We start from the raw sequence: 19,593 nt of genomic DNA on the forward strand, positions 1-19,593 counted from the left end.
ACGGCGTTGGTTGAGTCAGGGGTGCGATCGGCGGACGCGCTGTTCCGGGGAGCCCGACGGACTTACGGTCCCTCAGGATATCGCTGGGCGCGACCATAACAGGCTGGCGGAACAGGTCAAAGGCGACCTTTGGTCCGCCCGTTGCCTACTCGCTGGGGAGGATCGCGATCGAGAGCGAGTTCTCCTTGGCGCCGCTGATTTGGAGCACCAAGGGCTGTGCGGACAGCTCTTATTTCACGGTCTTGCGGATGCCGTCGCAATCGGTCGCGCCGCTGAAGGCCACGGGCTTGAGGACATGCCCGTCCTGCACCACGTCAATCCAGGCGCCGGCCGACAGGCTGATCGTGTAGAGCCCGGCTTTCGCGGTCTTGAAGCTCGCAAAGCCGGCAAAGCTGCCGTCCTTCGGCGCGCGCTCCGGCGGCGTGGGCAGCCTGGCATCCGCCGGCGTGACGAGGCCCAGCGTGACGGCCGTTGAGGGCAGGGCCGGCCGTTCGCTCCCCGAAGCGAGCTTCTCACGGTCCGGCGCCGTCAGCGCGGCGCGCTCGCGCTCGATCGGCCATTTGAACTTGTCGCAGCCGCTGGGCTCCTCGGCAGCCAGAGCGGAGCTCGCACTGATCGTGAGCGCGGCGAGAAAGGTGAGGATGCGCATGTCAAATCTCATCGTTGGCCACGCGAGAGGTGCGGGCGTGTGTTGAACGACGGGATGCGCATCCCGACGAGGCCGCGCGGCTTACGGCACAGCGGCAGGTCGATCCTAGCGTATTGGAGTGGATGCGGGCCAGTAATCAGTCCGTCATCCCGGACAAGCGCAGCGAAGCGGAGCGCAGATCCGGGATCCATAGCCCCAGGGAGGAATTTGGCGAAGATTCGGTGTCGTCACTTCGCCCAACGACTCCTCCCTGGGGTAATGGGTCTTGGCTTTCGCCAGGACGACGGTTGAGTGTGAGGCGGCAGCGTCAATCTCCGTTGTCGTCCTGGACAAGCGAGCGCTTGGCAACGCGTAGCGTTGTCCAATAGTGAGCGCTGATCCAGGACCCATACCCCCAGGATTGTGTTTGGCGAAGACTCGCAGTTGCCAGCTCGTCCAACAACTCCTCCCTGGGGTAATGGGTCCTGGCTTTCGCCAGGACGACGGCGGAGAGCCCTACGGCTTCGCATCCGCCGCGTGAAGCACGACCTTGCACGCCGCCGGCATCTGGGCCAGCGTCATCGGCGGTTTCGGTTTTGGCGGCTCCGGCGGCGGCTTGGGGTGCAGCACTGCATCGGAGAACCAGTAGGCGAGATCGGCGTCCTTGCAGCCTTCGTCCTCGGACTGCGACGGCTGGCCCTCGCATTCGCCGGCGCCCGGCGGGCAGTGCATGCGGATGTGGAAGTGATAGTCGTGGCCCCACCACGGCCGGATCTTCGACAGCCAGGAGCGGTCGCCCTTGGCCTCGCGGCACAGCGCCTTCTTGATTGCGGCATTGACGAAGATGCGCTGCACCGCCGGCTCCTGCGCGGCGTCGCGCAGCACCAGCACATGGGACGGCGTGAACACCTTCGGATCGATGTCGAGCCGGTCCTGCCGCACCATCATCACCGCGGACATCTCCTCGCGCTCCTCGCGCGAGAGCCGATGGTCCGGCATCGGCGTCAGCCAGATGTCGGCATCGAGGCCGATCTGATGGCTGGCATGGCCTGACAGCGCCGGCCCGCCGCGCGGCTGGGCGATGTCGCCGACCAGGATGCCCGGCCAGCCCGCGTCCTTGTGCGCCCTGGCCGCGAGCCGCTTGATCAGCGCGATCATCGCGGGGTGGCCGAAATTGCGATTGCGCGACAGCCGCATCACCTGCCAATTGTCGCCGTTCAGCGGCATCCGTTCGGCGCCGCCGATGCAGCCCTTGGTGTAGGAGCCGATGACATGCGCCGTCCCTTTCGAGGGCAGCAGCTTTCGCGCGAACAGCTCCTTGGCGCCGATGCTGGGATCATTGGGGTTGGCGAGCGGCGGCAGCGGCTTGGGGTTGACGCTGCCCTTGTCCTGGGCCAGCGCGCCGCCGGCGGCCAGGAGTGTCATGAAAAGCAGGAGAGGGGCGAGGCGGCGGGGACTCATGCTGATCACCTTATAGCCCAACGCCGTGTCAGGGTTAAGAATTAGGCTCGTCCGCCGCGGCGGCCCCGGCCTCGCATGGCGATCTCTCGCGCATGCGGCGGTCTTGTTCGCGCACAGGTCCAGTGCGAGAGCGCGCAATCGGACGATCCGCATCGAAAATCCCACATCGGCCGGCCGTTCTTAACGGCGCGATAACCCTATGCTGCAATGACCAAAATTCATGCGCGGCGTGAGAAATACGCGCGGCTCGCATGCAATCGCACGCGATTTCGGAAATGATTCAAGTGAGCGCGCAATTTTGCGCCAGCGCACCGTCCCGTCGCGACGGCGAAAACAGGTTTGCTGCGCCCGCCGCGGTTTTCGCGCCTCGCAAACAGGCACGGCAGGGCCCGCGGTTCCGCGGCCAGGCCGGCGAAGATTACTTTTTTTTCAGACACTTGCCCCAAAACTTGCGGCGACAGGGCGCGACTGGGACATGTGAAGTTGAGTTTGGGGTCTCGAAAACCAGGAAAGCGAAAGCGCAACGTGCGTGCTGCGGCCGGCAGGTCGCCGCGCAAGCCGCGTTTCGCGCGCGCCTCGCTTCGGCCCGCCGAGCACGACGAACTCGTGCAGAGCCGCGCGGAGGCCGAAGCGGCTATCATCGAGGCGCGCAAATCGCATGAGCGGCTGCGCCAGGCCGTCGACCTGCTGCCGCAGGGCATCGTGATTCTCGACCCCGAAGGCCGCTACGTTCTCTGGAACAAGCAATATTCCGAGATCTACAGCAAGACCGCCGATCTGTTCGCGGAAGGCGCGCGCCTCGAAGACACGCTGCGCGTCGGCGTCGCCCGCGGCGACTATCCGGAAGCCGCAGGCCACGAGGAAGAATGGATCGCCCAGCGGCTGAAGAAGCTCTATCAGCCGGGCGCGCGTCACGAGCAGACGCTGTCGGACGGCCGTGTCATCCTGATCGAGGAACGCCGCACCGACGACGGCGGCGTCGTCGGCCTGCGCGTCGACATCACCGAGTTGAAGCAGCGCGAGGCCTCGTTCCGCCTGCTGTTCGACGGCAATCCCGTTCCCATGATCGTCTGCGCGCTCGACGACGAGCGCATCCTCGGCGTCAACGACGCCGCGGTCGCCCATTACGGCTACAGCCGCACCGAGTTCGAGAAGCTGAAGATCCGGTCCTTGCAGGCCTTCGACAGCGAGCCGCCCTGGACCTCGGATCGTTCCAGCGACGAGCAGGCCGCGCGCACCTGGAAGCACGTCAAGGCCGACGGCGTGCTGATCGACCTTGCGATCTACTCCCGCGAATTGACCTATGCCGAGCGGCCCGCGGTGCTGCTGGCGCTGATGGACATCACCGAGCGCAAGCGCGCCGAGGCGCGGCTGGCCTTCATGGCCCAGCATGACGGGCTCACCGGCCTGCCGAACCGCAACCTGTTGCGCCAGCAGGTCGACGAGATGCTGCTGCACACGCGGCGCAGCGCCGAGAAGGTCGCGGTGCTGATGCTGGGGCTGGACAATTTCAAGGCGGTCAACGAGACGCTCGGACATGCGATCGGCGACAAGCTCCTGCGCGGCGTCGCCAAGCGGCTGCGCTCCACCTTACGCGAAGAGGACGCGCTGGCGCGGCTCAATTCAGACGAATTCGCGATCGTGCAGAGCGGGCTGACCCGTCCCGAAGACGCGGTGATGCTGGCCAAGCGCCTCCAGGAGGCCATCGCCGATCCCTATCTGCTCGACGGCCATTCCGTGGTGATCGGCGCCTCCATCGGCATCGCGATGGCGCCGGCCGACGGCGACGATTCCGAAAAGCTGCTCAAGAGCGCCGACATGGCGCTGTCGCGCGCCAAGCTGGATGCGCGCGGCACCTTCGCCTTCTTCGAGGCGGCGCTTCATGCGAAGGCGCAGAGCCGCCGCAAGATCGAGGTCGAGCTGCGCGACGCGATCCAGAACGACGTGCTGCGGCCGTACTACCAGCCGCTGATCGACCTCTCGAGCGGCCGCATCACCGGCTTCGAGGCGCTGGTGCGCTGGCCGCATGCCGAGCGCGGCATGGTCTCGCCGGCGGAGTTCATTCCGGTCGCGGAGGAAACCGGCCTGATCAATCCGCTCGGCGGCTTGATGCTGCGCCGCGCCTGCTTCGACGCCGCGACCTGGCCTGACGACGTCCGCGTCGCCGTCAATCTGTCGCCGCTCCAGTTCCGCAGCGGCAATCTGCTCTCGATGGTGACGGACGCGCTGAAGCATTCCGGACTGTCGCCGCGGCGGCTCGAGCTCGAGATCACCGAGACGCTGCTGCTGGAGAAGAGCGCCCAGGTGCTGGCGACGCTGCATGCGCTGCGCGCGCTCGGGGTGCGCATCTCGATGGACGATTTCGGCACCGGCTATTCCAGCCTCAGTTACTTGCGCAGCTTCCCCTTCGACAAGATCAAGATCGACCAGTCCTTCGTGCGCGATTTAGGCGCCAACCGCGAGGCGCAGGCGATCATCCGCTCCATCGTCAGCCTCGGAAAGGGCCTTGGCGTCACCATCACCGCCGAAGGCGTCGAGACCGAGGCCGAGCTGAGCTGCCTCCGGGCCGAAGGCTGCGACGAAGGCCAGGGCTTCCTGTTCAGCAAGGCCCGCCCCAATATCGAGATCATCAGCCTGCTCGCCGCACAGCGCGGCATCGATGGCGCCGAGGACGAAGACGCCGCGATGGTGGCGTAAGGCTGCCGCCAAGGCGGCGCTATTGTCTCGCGCTTCGCTATGAAATTCCCGATGTAAGGGGTGTGCGGCTCTCTCACTCCCTCGCCCCGTTCTTACGGGGAGAGGGTGGGGTGAGGGGCGCCTCCGCGAGTTCGACTCGAAGTGTGCACGCCCGTCATGCGCGCCGGATCGACCTTTGCTCTGGTCGGCATCTCGCCTTGCCCCTCACCCGGATCGCGCCGGACGATGCTTTGCATCGCCGGGAGCGATCCGACCTCTCCCCGCAAAGAGCGGGGAGAGGTTGAGCCGTAGCCAATCGGTCGAATCCCAAATCATTCCGCCTCAGCCGGCCGCCAAAATCATCTTCCCCACATCCTCGTAATGCGTATCGCGCGCCTGGATCTGCTGCGCGATGGCGTGCATGTCGCGAAAGCGCCGCTCGAACGGGTTGCTGCGGAACACGGCCGTGGCGCCGGCCATGTGATAGGCGGCATCGACCACTTTGGCCGACTGATGGATGGTCCATGTCGCGGCGAGGCGAACCGCGCTGCGATGCGCCGCGCTGAATTCGCCGGTCGCAGACAAGTCGCGCCACATCGCGCTCGCGGTCGCATAGAGATAGGTGCGCGCGGCGCGAAGGTCGCCTTCGGTGCGGCCGATCAGGCCGTGGACCGCCTGGTTGTCGCGCATGGCGCTGGCCGCGAGCGACTGGTGCTTGGCCCGCGCCAGCGCAATCGCTGCATCCAGCGTGGCGCGCGCCACGCCGAGCGACACCGCGGCAAAGCCGAGGCTGAATGTCGAGCCGGTGCCGATCCTGTAGAGCGGCCCCGTCTCGCGCAGCGCGGACGGCACGTCACGGAACGCGGTGAAGCGCTCGGGGATGAAGAGGTCGCTCACCTCATATGAATCCGTGCCGGTGCCGGCAAGCCCGATCGCCTGCCACACGTCGTGCAGCACGGCGCGCGCAGCCGGAAACAGGATGGTGCGCACCTCCGGCGAGCCGTCGGCATTCTTGCGCGACACACCGTCAGCGCCGACGATGCGGACATGCGCGCCCAGCCAGCTCGCCTGCCGCGAGCCCGAGGCAAAGTCCTAGCGCGCGGAGACGCGATAGCCGCCCTCGACCGCGCGCCCCTCGTGCGCGATCGCACCCCAGGCGAGGATGCCCGGCTGCGTGTTGAAGATCTCGTGCGCGGTGTCGTGATCGAGCGAAGCCGCGATCATCGCGCAGACACCGCACTGGCCGAGACACCAGGCCGTGGAGGCATCCGCCTTCGCGATCTCCTCCAGCATCTGCATGAAGGCTTCGATCGGAACCTCGGTACCGCCAAGGCTCTGCGGCAGCAGCGCGCGATAGAGTCCGTTCTCGATCAGCGCGGCGACGACATCAGGCGTCAGCCGCCGCGTCCGCTCGATCTCGTCGGCTTCGCCCGCGATCAGCGGCGCCAGGGCGCGGGCACGTTCGACCAGGCCAACTCCGGGAGTTGCGTTCATGCGCGTTTCCTCGCCCATTCTGTTGTGAGCGGTAAGGAGACGATGGTGATCTATTTGGCGGGGAGGATCAAGATCACATCCCAGCGCTTCATCCGGGCAACTGACTATTCAGCGAGCCACCGCTCCATGATGATCGTGCGCTCGTCACCATGATAGCTGTCGCGCACGGCATTGAAGCCGAGCTTTGCGTAGAAGGCTTCAGCGGTGATCGACGATGGGACGGTCAGCGCGGAAATGTCCCGATCGCGCCCCGTCCGCTCGATCTCGGCCATCAGCAGCTTGCCGATCCCGCGGGCCTGAACGTCGGGAGCCACGAAGACCGTACGAACGACGCTTCCATCGAGGCTCGCCGTTCCGACGACGCGGCTGTCGAGGGTAGCAACGAAAACGGTGCGTTTTGCGATCAGCTCCCGCACCGCGTCCGGACTGAAGCTGCGCTCGACCCGTTCGATGATCTCGTCCGTATAGTCCTTCGCATTGGTCTCGCGCAGCGCACGCAGGATGACGCCGCCGATGTCATCGGCATCATCGTCGCGCGCGGGCCGGATCGTGCAGTCCATGGATCGCTCCACCGCAGCCTTGACGCCGACGTCTGCGCCACAGCCTGGGCAATCGGCTTGTCGCGCAAACGCACTTAATGCTACCGTTGGTAGCATATTCACGGGACGCCGTCCAAGGGAGACCTCATGACGAAGCCACGCCGCCGCGATGCTCGCCTCGTCGCGGCTGTCACCCGCGCCGCGCCGACCGGGCTGAAGGTCGCGGACGCCTCCATGAGCGACATCGTCGATGCGTTGGCGAATGGGCAGGTCACCGCCACGGCGCTGGCCAAAACCTATCTCGCGCGCATCGAGGCTTACGACCGCAATGGGCCCATGCTCAATTCCGTCCGTGCGCTCAATCCCGACGCGCTCGCGATCGCAGGCAAGCGCGACGGCACCAGGCCATCGGCGAGGCGGCCACTGGCCGGCGTCCCCATTTTGTTGAAGGACAACATCGCGACCGGCAACAAGCAGCCGACCACGGCGGGCTCGCTGGCGCTGGAGGGCGCGCGCGCCAAAGGGGACGCCACCATCGTCAAGCTGCTGCGAAACGCCGGCGCCGTGATCCTCGGCAAGGCGAACCTGACGGAGTTCGCCAACATCCTCGCGATCGACATGCCCTCGGGCTATTCGTCGCTGGGTGGTCAGGTGAAGAATCCCTACGTGCCGACGCTGCTGGACGATCGCGGCATCCCGGTCGTAGACCCCGGCGGCTCGAGCTCGGGTTCGGCGGTCGCTGTGGCCGCAGGTCTGTGCACGGCCTCTGTCGGCACCGAGACCTCCGGCTCGTTGCTGCACCCTGCCAGCCGGAATGGCATCGTCACCGTCAAGCCGACCGTCGGTTTGATCAGCCGTGCCGGCATCGTGCCGATCGCGCACAGCCAGGACACCGCCGGGCCGATGACGCGCACCGTGCGCGACGCGGCGATGCTGCTGAACGTGCTGGCCGCCAAGGATCCGCTCGACCCCGTGACAGAGCGGCAGCGGAGGCCGGCCGATTACACGGCCGACCTCGTACGCGATGCGATGAAGGGTGCGCGCATCGGCGTACCGAGCGACCCCGGCGATCCGCTGAACGATCCTTATTACGGCAAGTTGCCGCCCGACGGGGCCAAGCTGATGGCCGAAGTGATCAAGGTGCTGGAGGATCTGGGCGCCATCGTCGTGCGGGCCAGCATGCCGGCGGCTGGCTGGATGAGCGGACCGGGTACGACCATGGCCGTGCTCAATCGCAATCCGCTGAGCGGCAACAAGGGCAATCCGGTCGCGCAGCGGATCGTTTTCCTCTACGAGCTGAAGCACGATCTCAACCTCTACCTGAAGGATTGGGCGACCCGCACCGACATCGAGACCATCGCGGACATCATTGCCTTCAACGAGGCTCATGCCGGCAAAGCGCTGCGCTTCGGCCAGGATCTGTTCCTCGCCGCCGACAACACCCGGGGCGACTTGAGCGAGCGCGAGTACAAATCGGCGCGCGCCATGGACCTCCTCACTGCCAGGACGCGCGGCATGGACGCCTACATGAACCAGCATAAGCTCGACGCCGTCCTGTTCCCCGGCGCGACCGGCGCGGCGATTGCCGCCAGGGCCGGCTATCCCAGCGTCATGGTGCCCGGCGGCTTCGTCTCGGGCGCCGACGGCAAGGACACGCCCGACTATCCGCTCGGCGTCGCCTTCGCGGGCCGCGCCTGGAGCGAGCACAAGCTGCTGCGCCTGGCCTATGCGTATGAACAGGCGTCCAACATCCGCAAGCCGCCGCCGGGCCTGGCTCCGCTCTAAACGAAGTAACGTTCGGTCGGCTGTCCGTGGTTCACCTCTCCCCGACGGGGAGAGGTCGGATTGCGCAGCAATCCGGGTGAGGGGCTGCGGCGCTTAGTAAGACCTGAAGCCCTCACCCGGATCGCATCTACGATGCGCTCCGACCTCTCCCCGACGGGAGAGGTGATCCGAGTTCTGGGTACGCATCTGGGGATGCTCAGCCGTTCGGCAGCCACCACCCGAATATCGCAACGGCGAGGCACGCCAAAAGGCAGATGGCCTGATGGCCCATTTCCATCCAGTACCGGACCGGCGCGGTGTCCCTCTGAAAGACCTGCCTCGACCAGTCCAGCAGCCAGACCACGAGATCAGGACTGAAAGCCCTGATTTTCCGCTCGGCATAGCCATCCCGCAGCATGCGGCCGCAATCGACGCACAAATAGATCGCGATGACGCGAGCGACGATCTCACACAGGAAAAACCGCATGCACGCACCCGTTCATCGCGTATGGATTCGACGACCGGGCCGCATGGCTCGTCAATCGGCGGGGCCGTCATTGCATTGGCACTACCCGGTTTGGTGCGGTTGGATTTGGTCCTGGTTCAATGGCAGGGCCGGTCATGTGTGCGCGCGCCGACGATCCCGGTGGCGCAGAACACAGCCGCCATTTGCTGGTTGCTGCGAGCTTTTCGCGCCGGAGGCGGTCAAAGCAGAAGTGGGGCGCCTCAATTCGGCCGGCGTCGGCTATGGGGCCACATGCTGACACCGTCTACCCGTAATGATAGCGTGCCTCGCGTCACCGGCCTGCGAGATTGTTCTCAAAAGCGCACACGCAAGGACGTGTGAGGAGGCAAGTCCAATGAATTGGGGAGCGCTCTGCAGGCCGCGCGGTTGCCGCGGGTTTTTGTTGCCCGCCATTCTCGTCTCGGCGCTCTGGGCGCCCTTGGCATGCGCGCAGGACGTCCGAAGCTCTCCCGGCGAGCCGGGACCGGTCTTTTCGGATAGTGGCCCCGATGCTGATATCTACGGCGCGGCTGAGGGCTATCCGGTCGGCACGCGGGGGACCACCACCCAGCTTGACAAGCTCGTCGGGGTCTACAGCCATTTCGGCGAGATCTACCCCTCGCGTCCGATCGCTCGCGCGACGGCGCCCTGGCAATTCAAACGCGCGCCGGAGCCATCGATCGCCTACAGTTTCGGCACGGAACGGCTGAGCATCGCGGATTATCTCAAGCGCAACCCGGTGACAGGACTCCTGATCGCCAGGGACGACACCATCCTGTACGAGCACTATCAATATTCGCGGACCGACCACGACCGCTTTCTTTCGCAGTCCATGGCCAAGACGCTGGTGGCCATGTTGGTCGGGATCGCGGTCTCGGAAGGACGGATCAAGTCGATCGACGACCTCGTCTCAACGTACGTCTCTGGCCTTGCAGGAACGGAATATGGAAACACATCCATCCGGGCCTTGTTGAATATGTCTTCGGGCGTCGAATTCTCGGAAAACTATGATGGGCACGATGACATAGCCCGGCTTGGGCGAGCCTTGTTCGTTGGAGAGGCAAAAGATCCCGCCGCAATCATCGCGCAATTCAATACCCGAACCGCCCCGCCGGGGACCAAATGGCACTATGCAAGCGTGGAAACCGAGATACTGGGCCTGGTCCTGCGCGCCGCCACGGGCACCCCGGTTGCCGACTATCTCCACGACCGGATCTGGAGTGCCATCGGCACCGAAGCGGATGCTTCATGGGCGATAGACGGTAGCGGGCAAGAGATTGCTTTTTGCTGCTTCAACGCAACCTTGCGCGACTATGCGCGCGTGGCCCGGCTGCTCGCACACGACGGCGCCTGGGAGGGTCGTCAGTTGATCCCCCGGCAGTGGCTGCTGGATGCCACGACCGTCAGACCAGACGATGGTCATCTCGCTCCGCGCGTGGCCACACCCTTTTTCGGTTACGGCTATCAGGTGTGGCTCCTCCCTGGCGAGCAGCGCAGATTTGCCCTGCTCGGCATACGCGGTCAGGTCATCCTGGTCGATCCGGCCTCGAAACTCGTCATGGTGCACACCGCCGTTCGCCAGAAGCCGTCCGAGCCGGGAGGCCTCAGGGAGCCGCTTGCGTTGTGGTCCGCCGTGCTTCAACAGCTCGGGAAATGATGATCTGACCGGGCTTTGAACCTCATCACGGCGCATTTGGTTGCCCGCTATGGCATTTTTTTAGACATTGACGGCTCGACTTTGTCGGCATGGACCGGTCTCGATCGTCCTTGGGTGGACACATCTCGGAAGTGCTGTGGATGGACCCCGCACACGTAGGTGATGCCGTCACCTTGAGCCGTGAAAATCGAAACAGGAGCAATGTTCATGAGGATCAGCGTCGAAACCACCGTGGCAGCCCCCATCGATCAGGTCTGGCGTGCGTATACGACGCCTGCCGACATCGTGAAGTGGAACGCCGCGTCCGACGACTGGCATACGACCAAGGCTACGGTCGACCTGCGAGAGGGCGGCGTGTTCTCGTCTCGCATGGAAGCCAAGGACGGCAGCATGGGCTTTGACTTCGCCGGCACCTACACCAAGATCGTTGAGCACAAGCGGATCGAATACGCATTCGGCGATCGAAAGGCCGAAGTCGAGTTCGAGCCCGGCCCGAATGGCGTTGTCGTCCGCGTTGTCTTCGATAGCGAGCCGACACACTCGGTGGAGCAGCAGCAAGGCGGCTGGCAGGCGATCCTCGACAATTTCGCACGATATTTGGAGGCGAAGCAGAAGACGTCGTGAAGCCGTGCGGGGGCAGGAGATGGAGATCCCTGACGGGCGTCGTCGGCTTTCCGCGCGGAGCGCCGAGCGTCTGACTGAAGGAAGCCGGCGTGTTACTGAACGACGCGCCGATCTTACGGACGTCCCTGTCGCTGACTTGTTTAGTCCTCCCGCGACGACTTCCGGTCAGCCCCGGTGAGCGGGCATCTTAAGTGCCTATCGCAAGATTTCAAACGGGCCAATAGCGGCCCTCGTTGCTGCCGTCGCCCGGAAAAAGAGAATAGTAGGCCGCCACCGCCAGTGATAGTCTTCGGTTACTGCTAACTCATTTCGAGGGAGCGTCCCGTGATCAGCAAGGCCGATACTATTGTCATTGGCTCCGGCGGCCTCGGCGCTGCCACGGCATATTACTTGAGCAAACGCGGTGTTGACGTCGTTCTGATCGACAAGCACGATATTGGATCGCAAACCTCGCCCCGCGCTGCGGGCATGGTGAGCTGCGCCCGCAAGAGCGACTTGATGATTGGCCTCATCAAGGACGCTTGTCGTAAGATTGAAGGGTTCACTGAAGAAACAGGGCAGCCTCTCGATTGGGTGCATTCCGGCAGCCTGAAAATTGCGCGTCGGCCACAGGATGCGGAGGTGATCAAGGCCGACCTTGAGCGCGGGCGCCGTATGGGCCTCGACGTGGAGCCGATTTCTCCGGAGCAAGCAAGTCGCCTCAATCCATTCTTAAAGCCGACGGGCGTCGTAGCGGCGATGAGGATCGGTGACGATAGGTATTTCGACCCAGCGCAGGTTGCCACCGGCTTCGCCAGAGCAGCGGCCGCTCAGGGCGCAACCGTGCTGACGAAGACCGGCGTGCTCACCGTAAACATCACTGCCGGCAAGGTGACTGGAGTAACCACCGAGAAAGGCATCATTGAAGGCCCGATCGTGGTTGATGCAGCCGGTGCATGGACACGACAAGTCGCGGACGTAAGTGGGATTTCCGTACCGTTGGTCCCGACCCGGCAGCAACTCATCGTCACCGAGCCTTTGGATGGCGCGCGTGCTGACCTGCCAATGATTCGGATCATGGATGCTGCCGTCTACACGCGTCCCTGCCAGGGCGGCTTGCTTTGGGGTGTCTATGAAGAATCGCCACGATTTTTCGACATGCAGTCGCTCGGAGCCAGTTTCGATATCAAGGACATGCCACTCGACATCGAAGTGCTTCGTTCAGCCGCCCTTGAAGTCAAAGATCAACTTCCAATCTTGCAAACGGCAAAAGTGCGAGAATTTCGCGGTGGCATTCCGACAATGACCGCCGACGGCCACCACATCCTTGGCCCGGCCTCCGGAGTTACGGGCTTCTATTTTGCAAGCGGATGCAACGTCGCTGGCCTCTCAATCTCGCCAACCATCGGAGAGGCGCTTGCAACCTGGATTATCGATGGCAGGCCGGCTGTCGACCTCTCGCCTATGTCTGTCATGCGCTTCAAAGACCAGTCGTGGTCTGAACCTCAACTACAGAGGGAAGCCGCTTGGCAGTATCGGCACTTCTATGGCGCGGTCTAAGCTTTCCCGGGTGATTTAGGAAAGCCAAGGCTCGTCGAGCCACGAAGGAACGACTGCGCCGGGTCAATTGCGTCACTTACCCCTCGGCCGGCGACCTCCGGCTTGCGTCGGACCCCCGATATGCCGCTGCGCTGCGCTCACCGCCGCGATGGGCCAGAAGAGAAGCGCGATCTAACCGCTCGTCGCAGCGCGATAGAAGGCTTCTACCTTGCCCAGGTCCTTTGAGTGAGTGCCCTCTCGATCCGTTCTTGTTTTCGAATCAACGCCGGCAGGTCGCACCGACCGAATAGCTTCCTTGACATTGTCTGGTCCGAGGCCACCAGCAAGTATGACTGGGGTGCGAACGCTCTCCACTATCGTTCGACTGATGCTCCAGTCGTGCGTCACGCCCTGCGCGCCGATTTGCACATCACCTGTGCGATGGCTGTCGAGCAGGATCCAATCGACAACCCCATCATATGCTTGCGCCACACCTACTGCCTCGGGTCCCGTGACAGGTACGCTGCGCATGAATTTGGTCTTCGGCAGGGATTTTCGCAGCGCCACGACAAGATCAGGCGTAAGCAATTCGCTTGATGCGCCAAGATGAACAATGGGCGGATCAAGCTCTCTCGCCATCCGTTCGATAAGAGCGACATCCGCCGAAAGGAACAGCGCGGAAAGTACGGATGGCGCCCGCATCATCTTCATGACCGCTAACGCCTTCTCAACCGGAAGCTCCCGAGGGAAGGCTCCATCGCCGACGAGCACGCCGACATGATCGACGCCGATTGCCGATATCGCCTCGGCTTCCGCAGGTGTCGCGACTTCGTAAATTTGCGTCAGCATTGTCTCACACGTTGCCACCACTCAGTTGAGTAGACAGGATGGGCTGGTCTTGGGTCAACGGCCGTTTAGGGTCAATCGCGCCGGTCGGTGTCGAACGCGTAGTGCTCGAAGAAATGGCGCAATGCGCATTCCCCCGGTTGCCCTTTGAGGTCGCTATAGGGACGTCTGACGCGAAAAGAATAGGCCTGCGGCAAGGAAAATGTAAGCCGTATGTCACGCGCACTCGGTCTCATCCCGTCTTCGGACATGTTCGCGTATCGCTGCTGAGACGGGCGGCGGGCGTGGTGTCAGCGAGTGCCGGCGGGATCCCTGCAAGCAACGATGTCGCGGGGAGATTTTCGACCCGCTACCTCCGGCGGAGAGAATACTGCCAGGTACCCTCCGTCCCCGGCGAGCTTATATGTGGCGACCTCGCGATAGCCGACGGCGGTCAATTCGCAGCGCAGGAGCTCAATTGGCGTGCCGTGCTTCGACGTCGGAAGCTCAAGATCGACAATTCCGACCCGTGCACCCTGCTTCAAGGCGGGCGCGAGATTGTAGAGGAAGGCATAGGGTTGAGCTATCTCGTGATACATGTGCACAAGGATTGCGGCATCCAGCGAGGAAGCGGGTAGACGCGGGTCGTGTGGTTCGCCGAGCGCGAATTGCACGTTCGTCAACTTCAGAAGTTTTGTTCGCCTGGCGAGTTCTATGAGGTAATCCCGCGTGACGTCCTGGGCAACGACAGAGCCGGCGGGTGCGACGAGGTACGAGAGTCTGACCGTGTGGTAGCCACTGCCTGCACCAATGTCGCCGACTGTCATGCCAGGTTTCAGTTCAAGAACGCGTGCGATCTGGCCCGCCTCATCGAGAGCGTCGCGGTGCTCTTCGGCGGAGCGGCGTGGGCTGACAATCCGTGCAACAGGGCGCTGCGGTGAGGGAAACTCGTTTGCAGCAACCCCGGGGGGAGCCAGATAACCTATGTCAGCGGCATATGCGCAAGCTGCAGCAAACGCCACAAGTAGCGTTGCCGCATAAACCAGTGCCGTCACGCGCCTGCCAAGCTTTCTCAGCCGGTCCAGGCGCAGTCGCCCAGGTTTGGTGAGCTCTTGATGTGCGCCCACCGTCAAGTCAACGAGGTTCAGTGTAGCGGGCAACTCCATCCGTGCGCCTCGCGCTTGCGCCCACCTATCGCACCTGAGAGCAAATCCTATCAACCCAATGGATCTGCATTGGGTCAAGCCATTAATGTCCGTTGCGGGTCAAAATGCGCCGTTCAGGCGGCACGCCGTCCGCTTCCGGTCTACCCCTATGAGCCGACAAATTGGCGTTTCGTCTGCACTTCGTGTTTGGGCCATCAGCGGACATTGATTAGCCTTCCGCGTTCTCCGGAAAGCGTAGTAGGCTACGCCTGCTGCCGTCCGTGCCCAATTGTTGCGGAGGGACTGGCCCTGAAACTTCGCCGCCGAAATTTTCTGCATATCGCCGCGGGGGCCGGGCAGATCGTGTTCCCGCCGCCGAAGGAGGCTCTCAATTCCGCGCGCAAAATTTCGCGTTGACGGACCGAACCAGGACAGGAAAAGCAGACATGGCCGCTTTTCAAGAGGTTTTCCGCCGCTCCGGCATCGATGAGCGCCGCAGCCCGCCGGGCATGGTGGTGCCGTTCGGCGGCTCCAACATCGTGGCGCTGATCGATCCCGGAAGAAAGCTCAAAGTCGATCCTAACGCCCATGCCCTCGGGATCAAGGAGATCGATGGCGCCGATACCCTTAGACGCGTAATGCAAGCCAGAGACATCTTCTCCGAACCCAATATCGATCCGCAGCTCAGGGCGGCATCACTTCCCGCCACCTTCAATGGCGATGCACGGTTTTTCGAAATCAATGGCCGGATTAAGCCGATTGGCTTTCCCGGCCTGGAGGTGGTGGCCCGGTCGGCCGGCCGGAAGATCGAAGCCAAGCTCCATGTCGTCGTGCTGCGAGAAATCAAGATCAAGGTGGCGTTCCGCAATGTCATGGTTCCGGGGAGTGGCGGCGCTCCGGCGTTTCACGCCAAGAAGCCCTGCAACGAGCAAGATGAATTGCTGACGATGAACAATATATGGAGGCCGCAGGCCAACATCCGCTTCGAGCGGGTGCCAAGCGACTGGCTGGTCGTCGACGACTCGCAGGCTGCCCTCAAACAGGAGCTCGCCAATGCGACTGGCATGAAGGATGCGAGCCTGGCGACTTTTCCCGATGTGATCGACGTCGAAAAACTGAAGGGCTTCTTCGTCAAACACAAAGTTCAGGGCGCCCATCTAACCATTTTCTGCGTCAATAAGGTTTGGTCCAATGGCGGCCTCGCCAATGGTTCGTTTGCTCGATCGCTGGACCTTGCCTTCATCAGCTCGCAACGCGGGCCTAACACGTCTGCCCATGAAGCTGGGCATTTTCTCGGCTACTACTCGAAGAGCGCGAGCAAACCTTGGGACAGCCAAGGCCACACGCTGGAGACCGATCTGAAAACCGGAAAAGAAAACAGGGCGGAAGACATCAAGATGCTGATGCGCGGGGGAGGCGCCGGGTGGAAAATTCCGTTCAATCTCGTCAAGGAGTTCCGCGACTTCCCCGGCTAGCATCCGAAGATCAGGCAGAAGCTGGAAATCACTCCAGACGTTGAATGTCGCCTTTGGGTCAAAACCGATAAGTCCCGAAATCGAGCAAGTGAGTTATGGTTCGCGCTTAGTAGCCGACATCGCGCCTGAGGCGTGACACATCGCACCTGACCACCATTGGCTCACTCGCGGCGAGGCGTCCTTAGCGACGACAAGAACGACTTATACTCCCCGCGGGATGTAGTAAGTGGCAGCCCCGTACCGACGGAGCTGGCCGGCTGAAATCAATACTGAAAAAACGGATGAGAGCCCTCCCATAAAGAGAATATCGCCGGCGGATTTTCCAATCAAAAACAGGAACGGAACGAACCCAAGCTGCACGCCTAAAGGTTGGTACAGGATAAGCGGCAAGCGATCCATTGAGCGGCTCCATTCCGTCGGTTGCACAAAAAATATGACGCAATCTTGAGCCGAATGTCCATCCACTAAATTGCGACGCTCGTCCTCAGTTCGAAGTCAGCCTTGGGTCAAAAGCAGCGGTGGACGTGATGCTGAGATTGCCGTCGGGTTTGCCCCTGACAGCCGACATGACACGCGCTCAATCGACCTTCGGCTAAGGGCCGCAAGCTGACATCCCGAGCATCGATCGAGTGTCGAAAGCTAGGTGTCATGTCAGTTGCTCCTCTTCAATTCGCCTGATTGAATAAAGTCCCACCAGCTTAGGCGGTTTGCGATTTCTCGTTCGCTCGTGAGATTAGACCCGTCGAGACGCAGATTTTTTTGGAAGTATGTCGGTATCCACGGCAACTCTTGCTCGATGCCTTTTGTGATCGGCTCGTCAGTACCCTCGATTGCCACTTCATTCCAAGTTATGTTCGCACCAAGCGACGCTTGTAGGTCGTTGCGGTCGACTTCGATCACGCTGCTCGGATCCCTCATGTCTGCAAATGTCACTAGGTCCGACAGATCGTTGGGGCTGATTTTGCGCGGTCCGCGCAAACGGGCGACACGCGGTACATCGTCCATAAAATCTCGTGACCGGGGCTCCCCATATGCCCGTAACATGAGAGGGGTTCCCGGTCCCGCTTCCTCCGTCCAACGAATCTCGTCATCGTATTTTCGATGGAGCCTACTTGTGAGCAATGCAATCAGGGGACGCGCACCTGGGCCAAGGTCCAGATAGAGAGCTTGGCCATCTAGCTTGTGCATCGTGCCTTTTGCAGGGAACGAAACATCCCAAAAGGTCACTTGGATCACAGTCGAACCACGCTTAACGCCATCAGGCGTGCTGACCGCCAACGTTAGCTTGTATCGGTAGCTCTCTGTTCTTCCGCATCCCGATAGGCAAAGACTGATTGCGACGAGTGCCCCGAGCCGGGTAACGAGTGGCAAGATCATCGGCATTATGTTCTGCCCAAATGGGTAGAAAGGCTCGTCACTAGGTTGTGCGGGTAGATTTTGTCAACCTCGGACTTGGCAGATGCTCAATTTTGACTAAAGCGGCCACGACTTCGGCTTCGGGTCAAACTGAGAAGTCCGGCACTCAGTCGGCAGGTCGGCTTTACCCCCAACTCCAGACAAACCGCTGCATCGGACCAACTGACGCGATGGGCCACAAGATGTCGTGGGCAAGCGCAGCAAACTGAGAGTGCGGAGATCACGGTAAGGACGCTCATTTGCTGAGCGCCCCGGCGTTGTGTACGCCTACTCGGCGCCGCGGCCGGCTCCCGAAATCCCCGCCATCAGTGCGCTAATGTGGCGCCCTGGTGGGCCCGATGATCCGCGTCCCGGTGCGGGGGCGGATGTTCTGGTTGTGGTGGAAGACGTTCTCGGGGTCGTACGTGGTCTTTACGTCCACCAGCCGGTCATAGACGGCGTCGCCGTACGCCTCGCGGACCCGGCCCGGATCTTCGTCGCCGCCGAGGAAGTTGACGTAAACGCCCTGGCGGAAGGGGCGGAGGGCGGCGAAGAACTGCCTCGTCCATGCCGTGTCCCGGTCGCCGAAGTCCTCTCCGGACCGCCACACAGCATCGAGCGTGATTGCGTGCGACGCTTGCCGGTTCCCGAATGCCGTCGCGCCCTCGGCTATTCGGCTCACCGCTCCCTTCAGATGGAACATCGCCGCGTACGACCGCGGTGACGAGCAGGAGAACGCGTGCTCGGTGATCACGTCAATGAGGTCGTCGCGGAGCTCGGGGAGGTGGGTGGACTTCCAGTAGTAGTTCCAACCGTGGACGACAGTCGAGTCGAGCGCGCTCTGGAATCCCACGTACGGCGCGGGCCCGACGAGGTCGAGGAGGGGAGTTCCGGATGCGCGGAGCGGGCGGAGCACCCGCTCACCTTCCTCGATCGGCCCGGCGTAGCAAGCACCAACCATCATCACTGGGCGCCAGTGCAAATTCTCGGGGATGACCGTTAGCGGCGGCGCGGTGCCGAACCTTACGACCGTGCCGAGTTCGTCAGGAGCGTCTGCGATGAAGTCGCGGTAGAGGCGCAGGACCTCCGCGGCGTCGGTCGCGTCCCAGAGGATGGGCCCGGCCAGGACGGTGGGTCCGACGGGGTGGAGGCGGAACTCGAACGAGGTGACCACGCCGAAGTTGCCCCCGCCGCCCCGCAACGCCCAGAACAGGTCGGGGTGCTCGTCCTCGGACACCCGCAGCAGCCCGCCGTCGGCCGTTACGAGGTTAATGGCGAGCAGATTGTCGACCGTAAGGCCGTGCTTGCGCATCAGCCAGCCGACGCCACCGCCGAGGGTGAGTCCGGCGACGCCGGTGTGGCTCACGATTCCGCCGGTGGTGGCCAGACCGTGCGCCTGCGTCTCGTGGTCGACGTCGCCCCACAGCGCGCCGCCTTGCACCCAGGCCCTGCGATCGGCGGGATCGACTCGGACGCCCCGCATCGCCGAGAGGTCGATGACGATCCCGTCGTCGCAAATGGCGGTGCCCGCCACGTTGTGGCCTCCGCCCCGTATAGCAATCCCTAGATCGTGGTTGCGGGCGAAACGCACGGCCGCGACCACGTCGGCGGTCCCGATGCATCGGGCGATTAGGTGCGGGCGCCGGTCAATGGCACCGTTCCAGACTGCACGGGCGCTGTCGTAGTCGGCGTGGTCGGCACTGATTAGCCGGCCTCGGAACCAGTCGATCTCCACGAGGGGTGGCCCCTTGCTGCGCTGGCTGACTTCCGCGGGCATTGGTGTCGTCATGGTGTCCTCCTCTCTTCGAGAGGCGAGATCGGACCACGGCGAGCCACCGTCGCATAGTCAAGAATCTGGACTTCAAAGCCGAAGGCGGCTGTGGGACA

At 63.0% G+C, this 19,593-nt stretch carries 14 protein-coding genes and 2 pseudogenes; 6 read left to right on the forward strand and 10 right to left on the reverse strand.

Annotation, left to right across the window (positions count from 1 at the left end):
* Window positions 1-145: 145 nt before the first annotated feature.
* Window positions 146-649 (reverse strand): annotated as a pseudogene (locus BM118_RS19565) (hypothetical protein).
* 495 nt (window positions 650-1,144) lie between these two features.
* On the reverse strand, window positions 1,145-2,089 hold the full coding sequence (mepA, locus tag BM118_RS19575; RefSeq protein WP_177234464.1) for a penicillin-insensitive murein endopeptidase: 945 nt from the start codon (window positions 2,087-2,089) through the stop codon (window positions 1,145-1,147).
* Between the two features lie 525 nt (window positions 2,090-2,614).
* Between mepA and BM118_RS19580 the strand changes: the two genes are divergently transcribed.
* Window positions 2,615-4,786, forward strand: coding sequence for an EAL domain-containing protein (locus BM118_RS19580; RefSeq protein WP_092187144.1), 2,172 nt, complete (start codon window positions 2,615-2,617; stop codon window positions 4,784-4,786).
* A 321-nt stretch (window positions 4,787-5,107) separates the two neighbouring features.
* Here BM118_RS19580 and BM118_RS19585 read toward each other — a convergent pair.
* Window positions 5,108-6,259 (reverse strand): annotated as a pseudogene (locus tag BM118_RS19585) (acyl-CoA dehydrogenase family protein).
* A gap of 104 nt (window positions 6,260-6,363) precedes the next feature.
* Window positions 6,364-6,819 carry a GNAT family N-acetyltransferase gene (locus tag BM118_RS19590; RefSeq protein ID WP_092187145.1) on the reverse strand — a complete coding sequence of 152 codons (456 nt, stop codon included), beginning with the start codon at window positions 6,817-6,819 and terminating at the stop codon, window positions 6,364-6,366.
* A gap of 126 nt (window positions 6,820-6,945) precedes the next feature.
* On the opposite strand from BM118_RS19590, the gene BM118_RS19595 reads away from it, so the two are divergent.
* A complete protein-coding gene (locus tag BM118_RS19595; protein ID WP_092187146.1) occupies window positions 6,946-8,583 on the forward strand; it encodes an amidase family protein in 1,638 nt (545 codons plus the stop codon).
* A gap of 196 nt (window positions 8,584-8,779) precedes the next feature.
* Here the strand turns inward: BM118_RS19595 and BM118_RS19600 are convergent, their stop codons facing one another.
* A complete protein-coding gene (locus BM118_RS19600) occupies window positions 8,780-9,049 on the reverse strand; it encodes a hypothetical protein (protein WP_092187147.1) in 270 nt (89 codons plus the stop codon).
* 421 nt (window positions 9,050-9,470) lie between these two features.
* On the opposite strand from BM118_RS19600, the gene BM118_RS19605 reads away from it, so the two are divergent.
* The 3 genes from BM118_RS19605 (at window position 9,471) to BM118_RS19615 (ending at window position 12,887) form a co-directional block, all read left to right on the forward strand.
* The gene (locus BM118_RS19605) at window positions 9,471-10,724 is read left to right on the forward strand and encodes a serine hydrolase domain-containing protein (RefSeq protein WP_244550186.1); all 1,254 of its coding nucleotides are present in this window, start codon (window positions 9,471-9,473) and stop codon (window positions 10,722-10,724) included.
* A gap of 207 nt (window positions 10,725-10,931) precedes the next feature.
* A complete protein-coding gene (locus tag BM118_RS19610; protein ID WP_092187561.1) occupies window positions 10,932-11,348 on the forward strand; it encodes an SRPBCC family protein in 417 nt (138 codons plus the stop codon).
* Between the two features lie 324 nt (window positions 11,349-11,672).
* A complete protein-coding gene (locus BM118_RS19615; protein WP_092187148.1) occupies window positions 11,673-12,887 on the forward strand; it encodes an NAD(P)/FAD-dependent oxidoreductase in 1,215 nt (404 codons plus the stop codon).
* Between the two features lie 171 nt (window positions 12,888-13,058).
* On the opposite strand, the gene BM118_RS19620 is transcribed toward BM118_RS19615, so the two are convergent.
* On the reverse strand, window positions 13,059-13,715 hold the full coding sequence (locus BM118_RS19620) for a phosphoribosylanthranilate isomerase (protein WP_244550187.1): 657 nt from the start codon (window positions 13,713-13,715) through the stop codon (window positions 13,059-13,061).
* 287 nt (window positions 13,716-14,002) lie between these two features.
* A complete protein-coding gene (locus BM118_RS19625; protein WP_092187562.1) occupies window positions 14,003-14,746 on the reverse strand; it encodes a class I SAM-dependent methyltransferase in 744 nt (247 codons plus the stop codon).
* A 536-nt stretch (window positions 14,747-15,282) separates the two neighbouring features.
* On the opposite strand from BM118_RS19625, the gene BM118_RS19630 reads away from it, so the two are divergent.
* Entirely contained in the window at window positions 15,283-16,311 is a 1,029-nt protein-coding gene (locus BM118_RS19630; protein WP_092187150.1) for a hypothetical protein, read from the forward strand.
* A 201-nt stretch (window positions 16,312-16,512) separates the two neighbouring features.
* Here the strand turns inward: BM118_RS19630 and BM118_RS19635 are convergent, their stop codons facing one another.
* The 3 genes from BM118_RS19635 to BM118_RS19645 form a co-directional block, all read right to left on the reverse strand.
* Window positions 16,513-16,710, reverse strand: coding sequence for a hypothetical protein (locus tag BM118_RS19635; RefSeq protein ID WP_092187151.1), 198 nt, complete (start codon window positions 16,708-16,710; stop codon window positions 16,513-16,515).
* A 252-nt stretch (window positions 16,711-16,962) separates the two neighbouring features.
* The gene (locus BM118_RS19640; protein WP_092187152.1) at window positions 16,963-17,316 is read right to left on the reverse strand and encodes a hypothetical protein; all 354 of its coding nucleotides are present in this window, start codon (window positions 17,314-17,316) and stop codon (window positions 16,963-16,965) included.
* Between the two features lie 724 nt (window positions 17,317-18,040).
* On the reverse strand, window positions 18,041-19,495 hold the full coding sequence (locus tag BM118_RS19645) for an FAD-binding oxidoreductase (RefSeq protein WP_092187153.1): 1,455 nt from the start codon (window positions 19,493-19,495) through the stop codon (window positions 18,041-18,043).
* Window positions 19,496-19,593: the final 98 nt, after the last annotated feature.

It is taken from the genome of Bradyrhizobium sp. cf659, assembly GCF_900113725.1.
Taxonomy (GTDB): Bacteria; Pseudomonadota; Alphaproteobacteria; order Rhizobiales; family Xanthobacteraceae; genus Bradyrhizobium.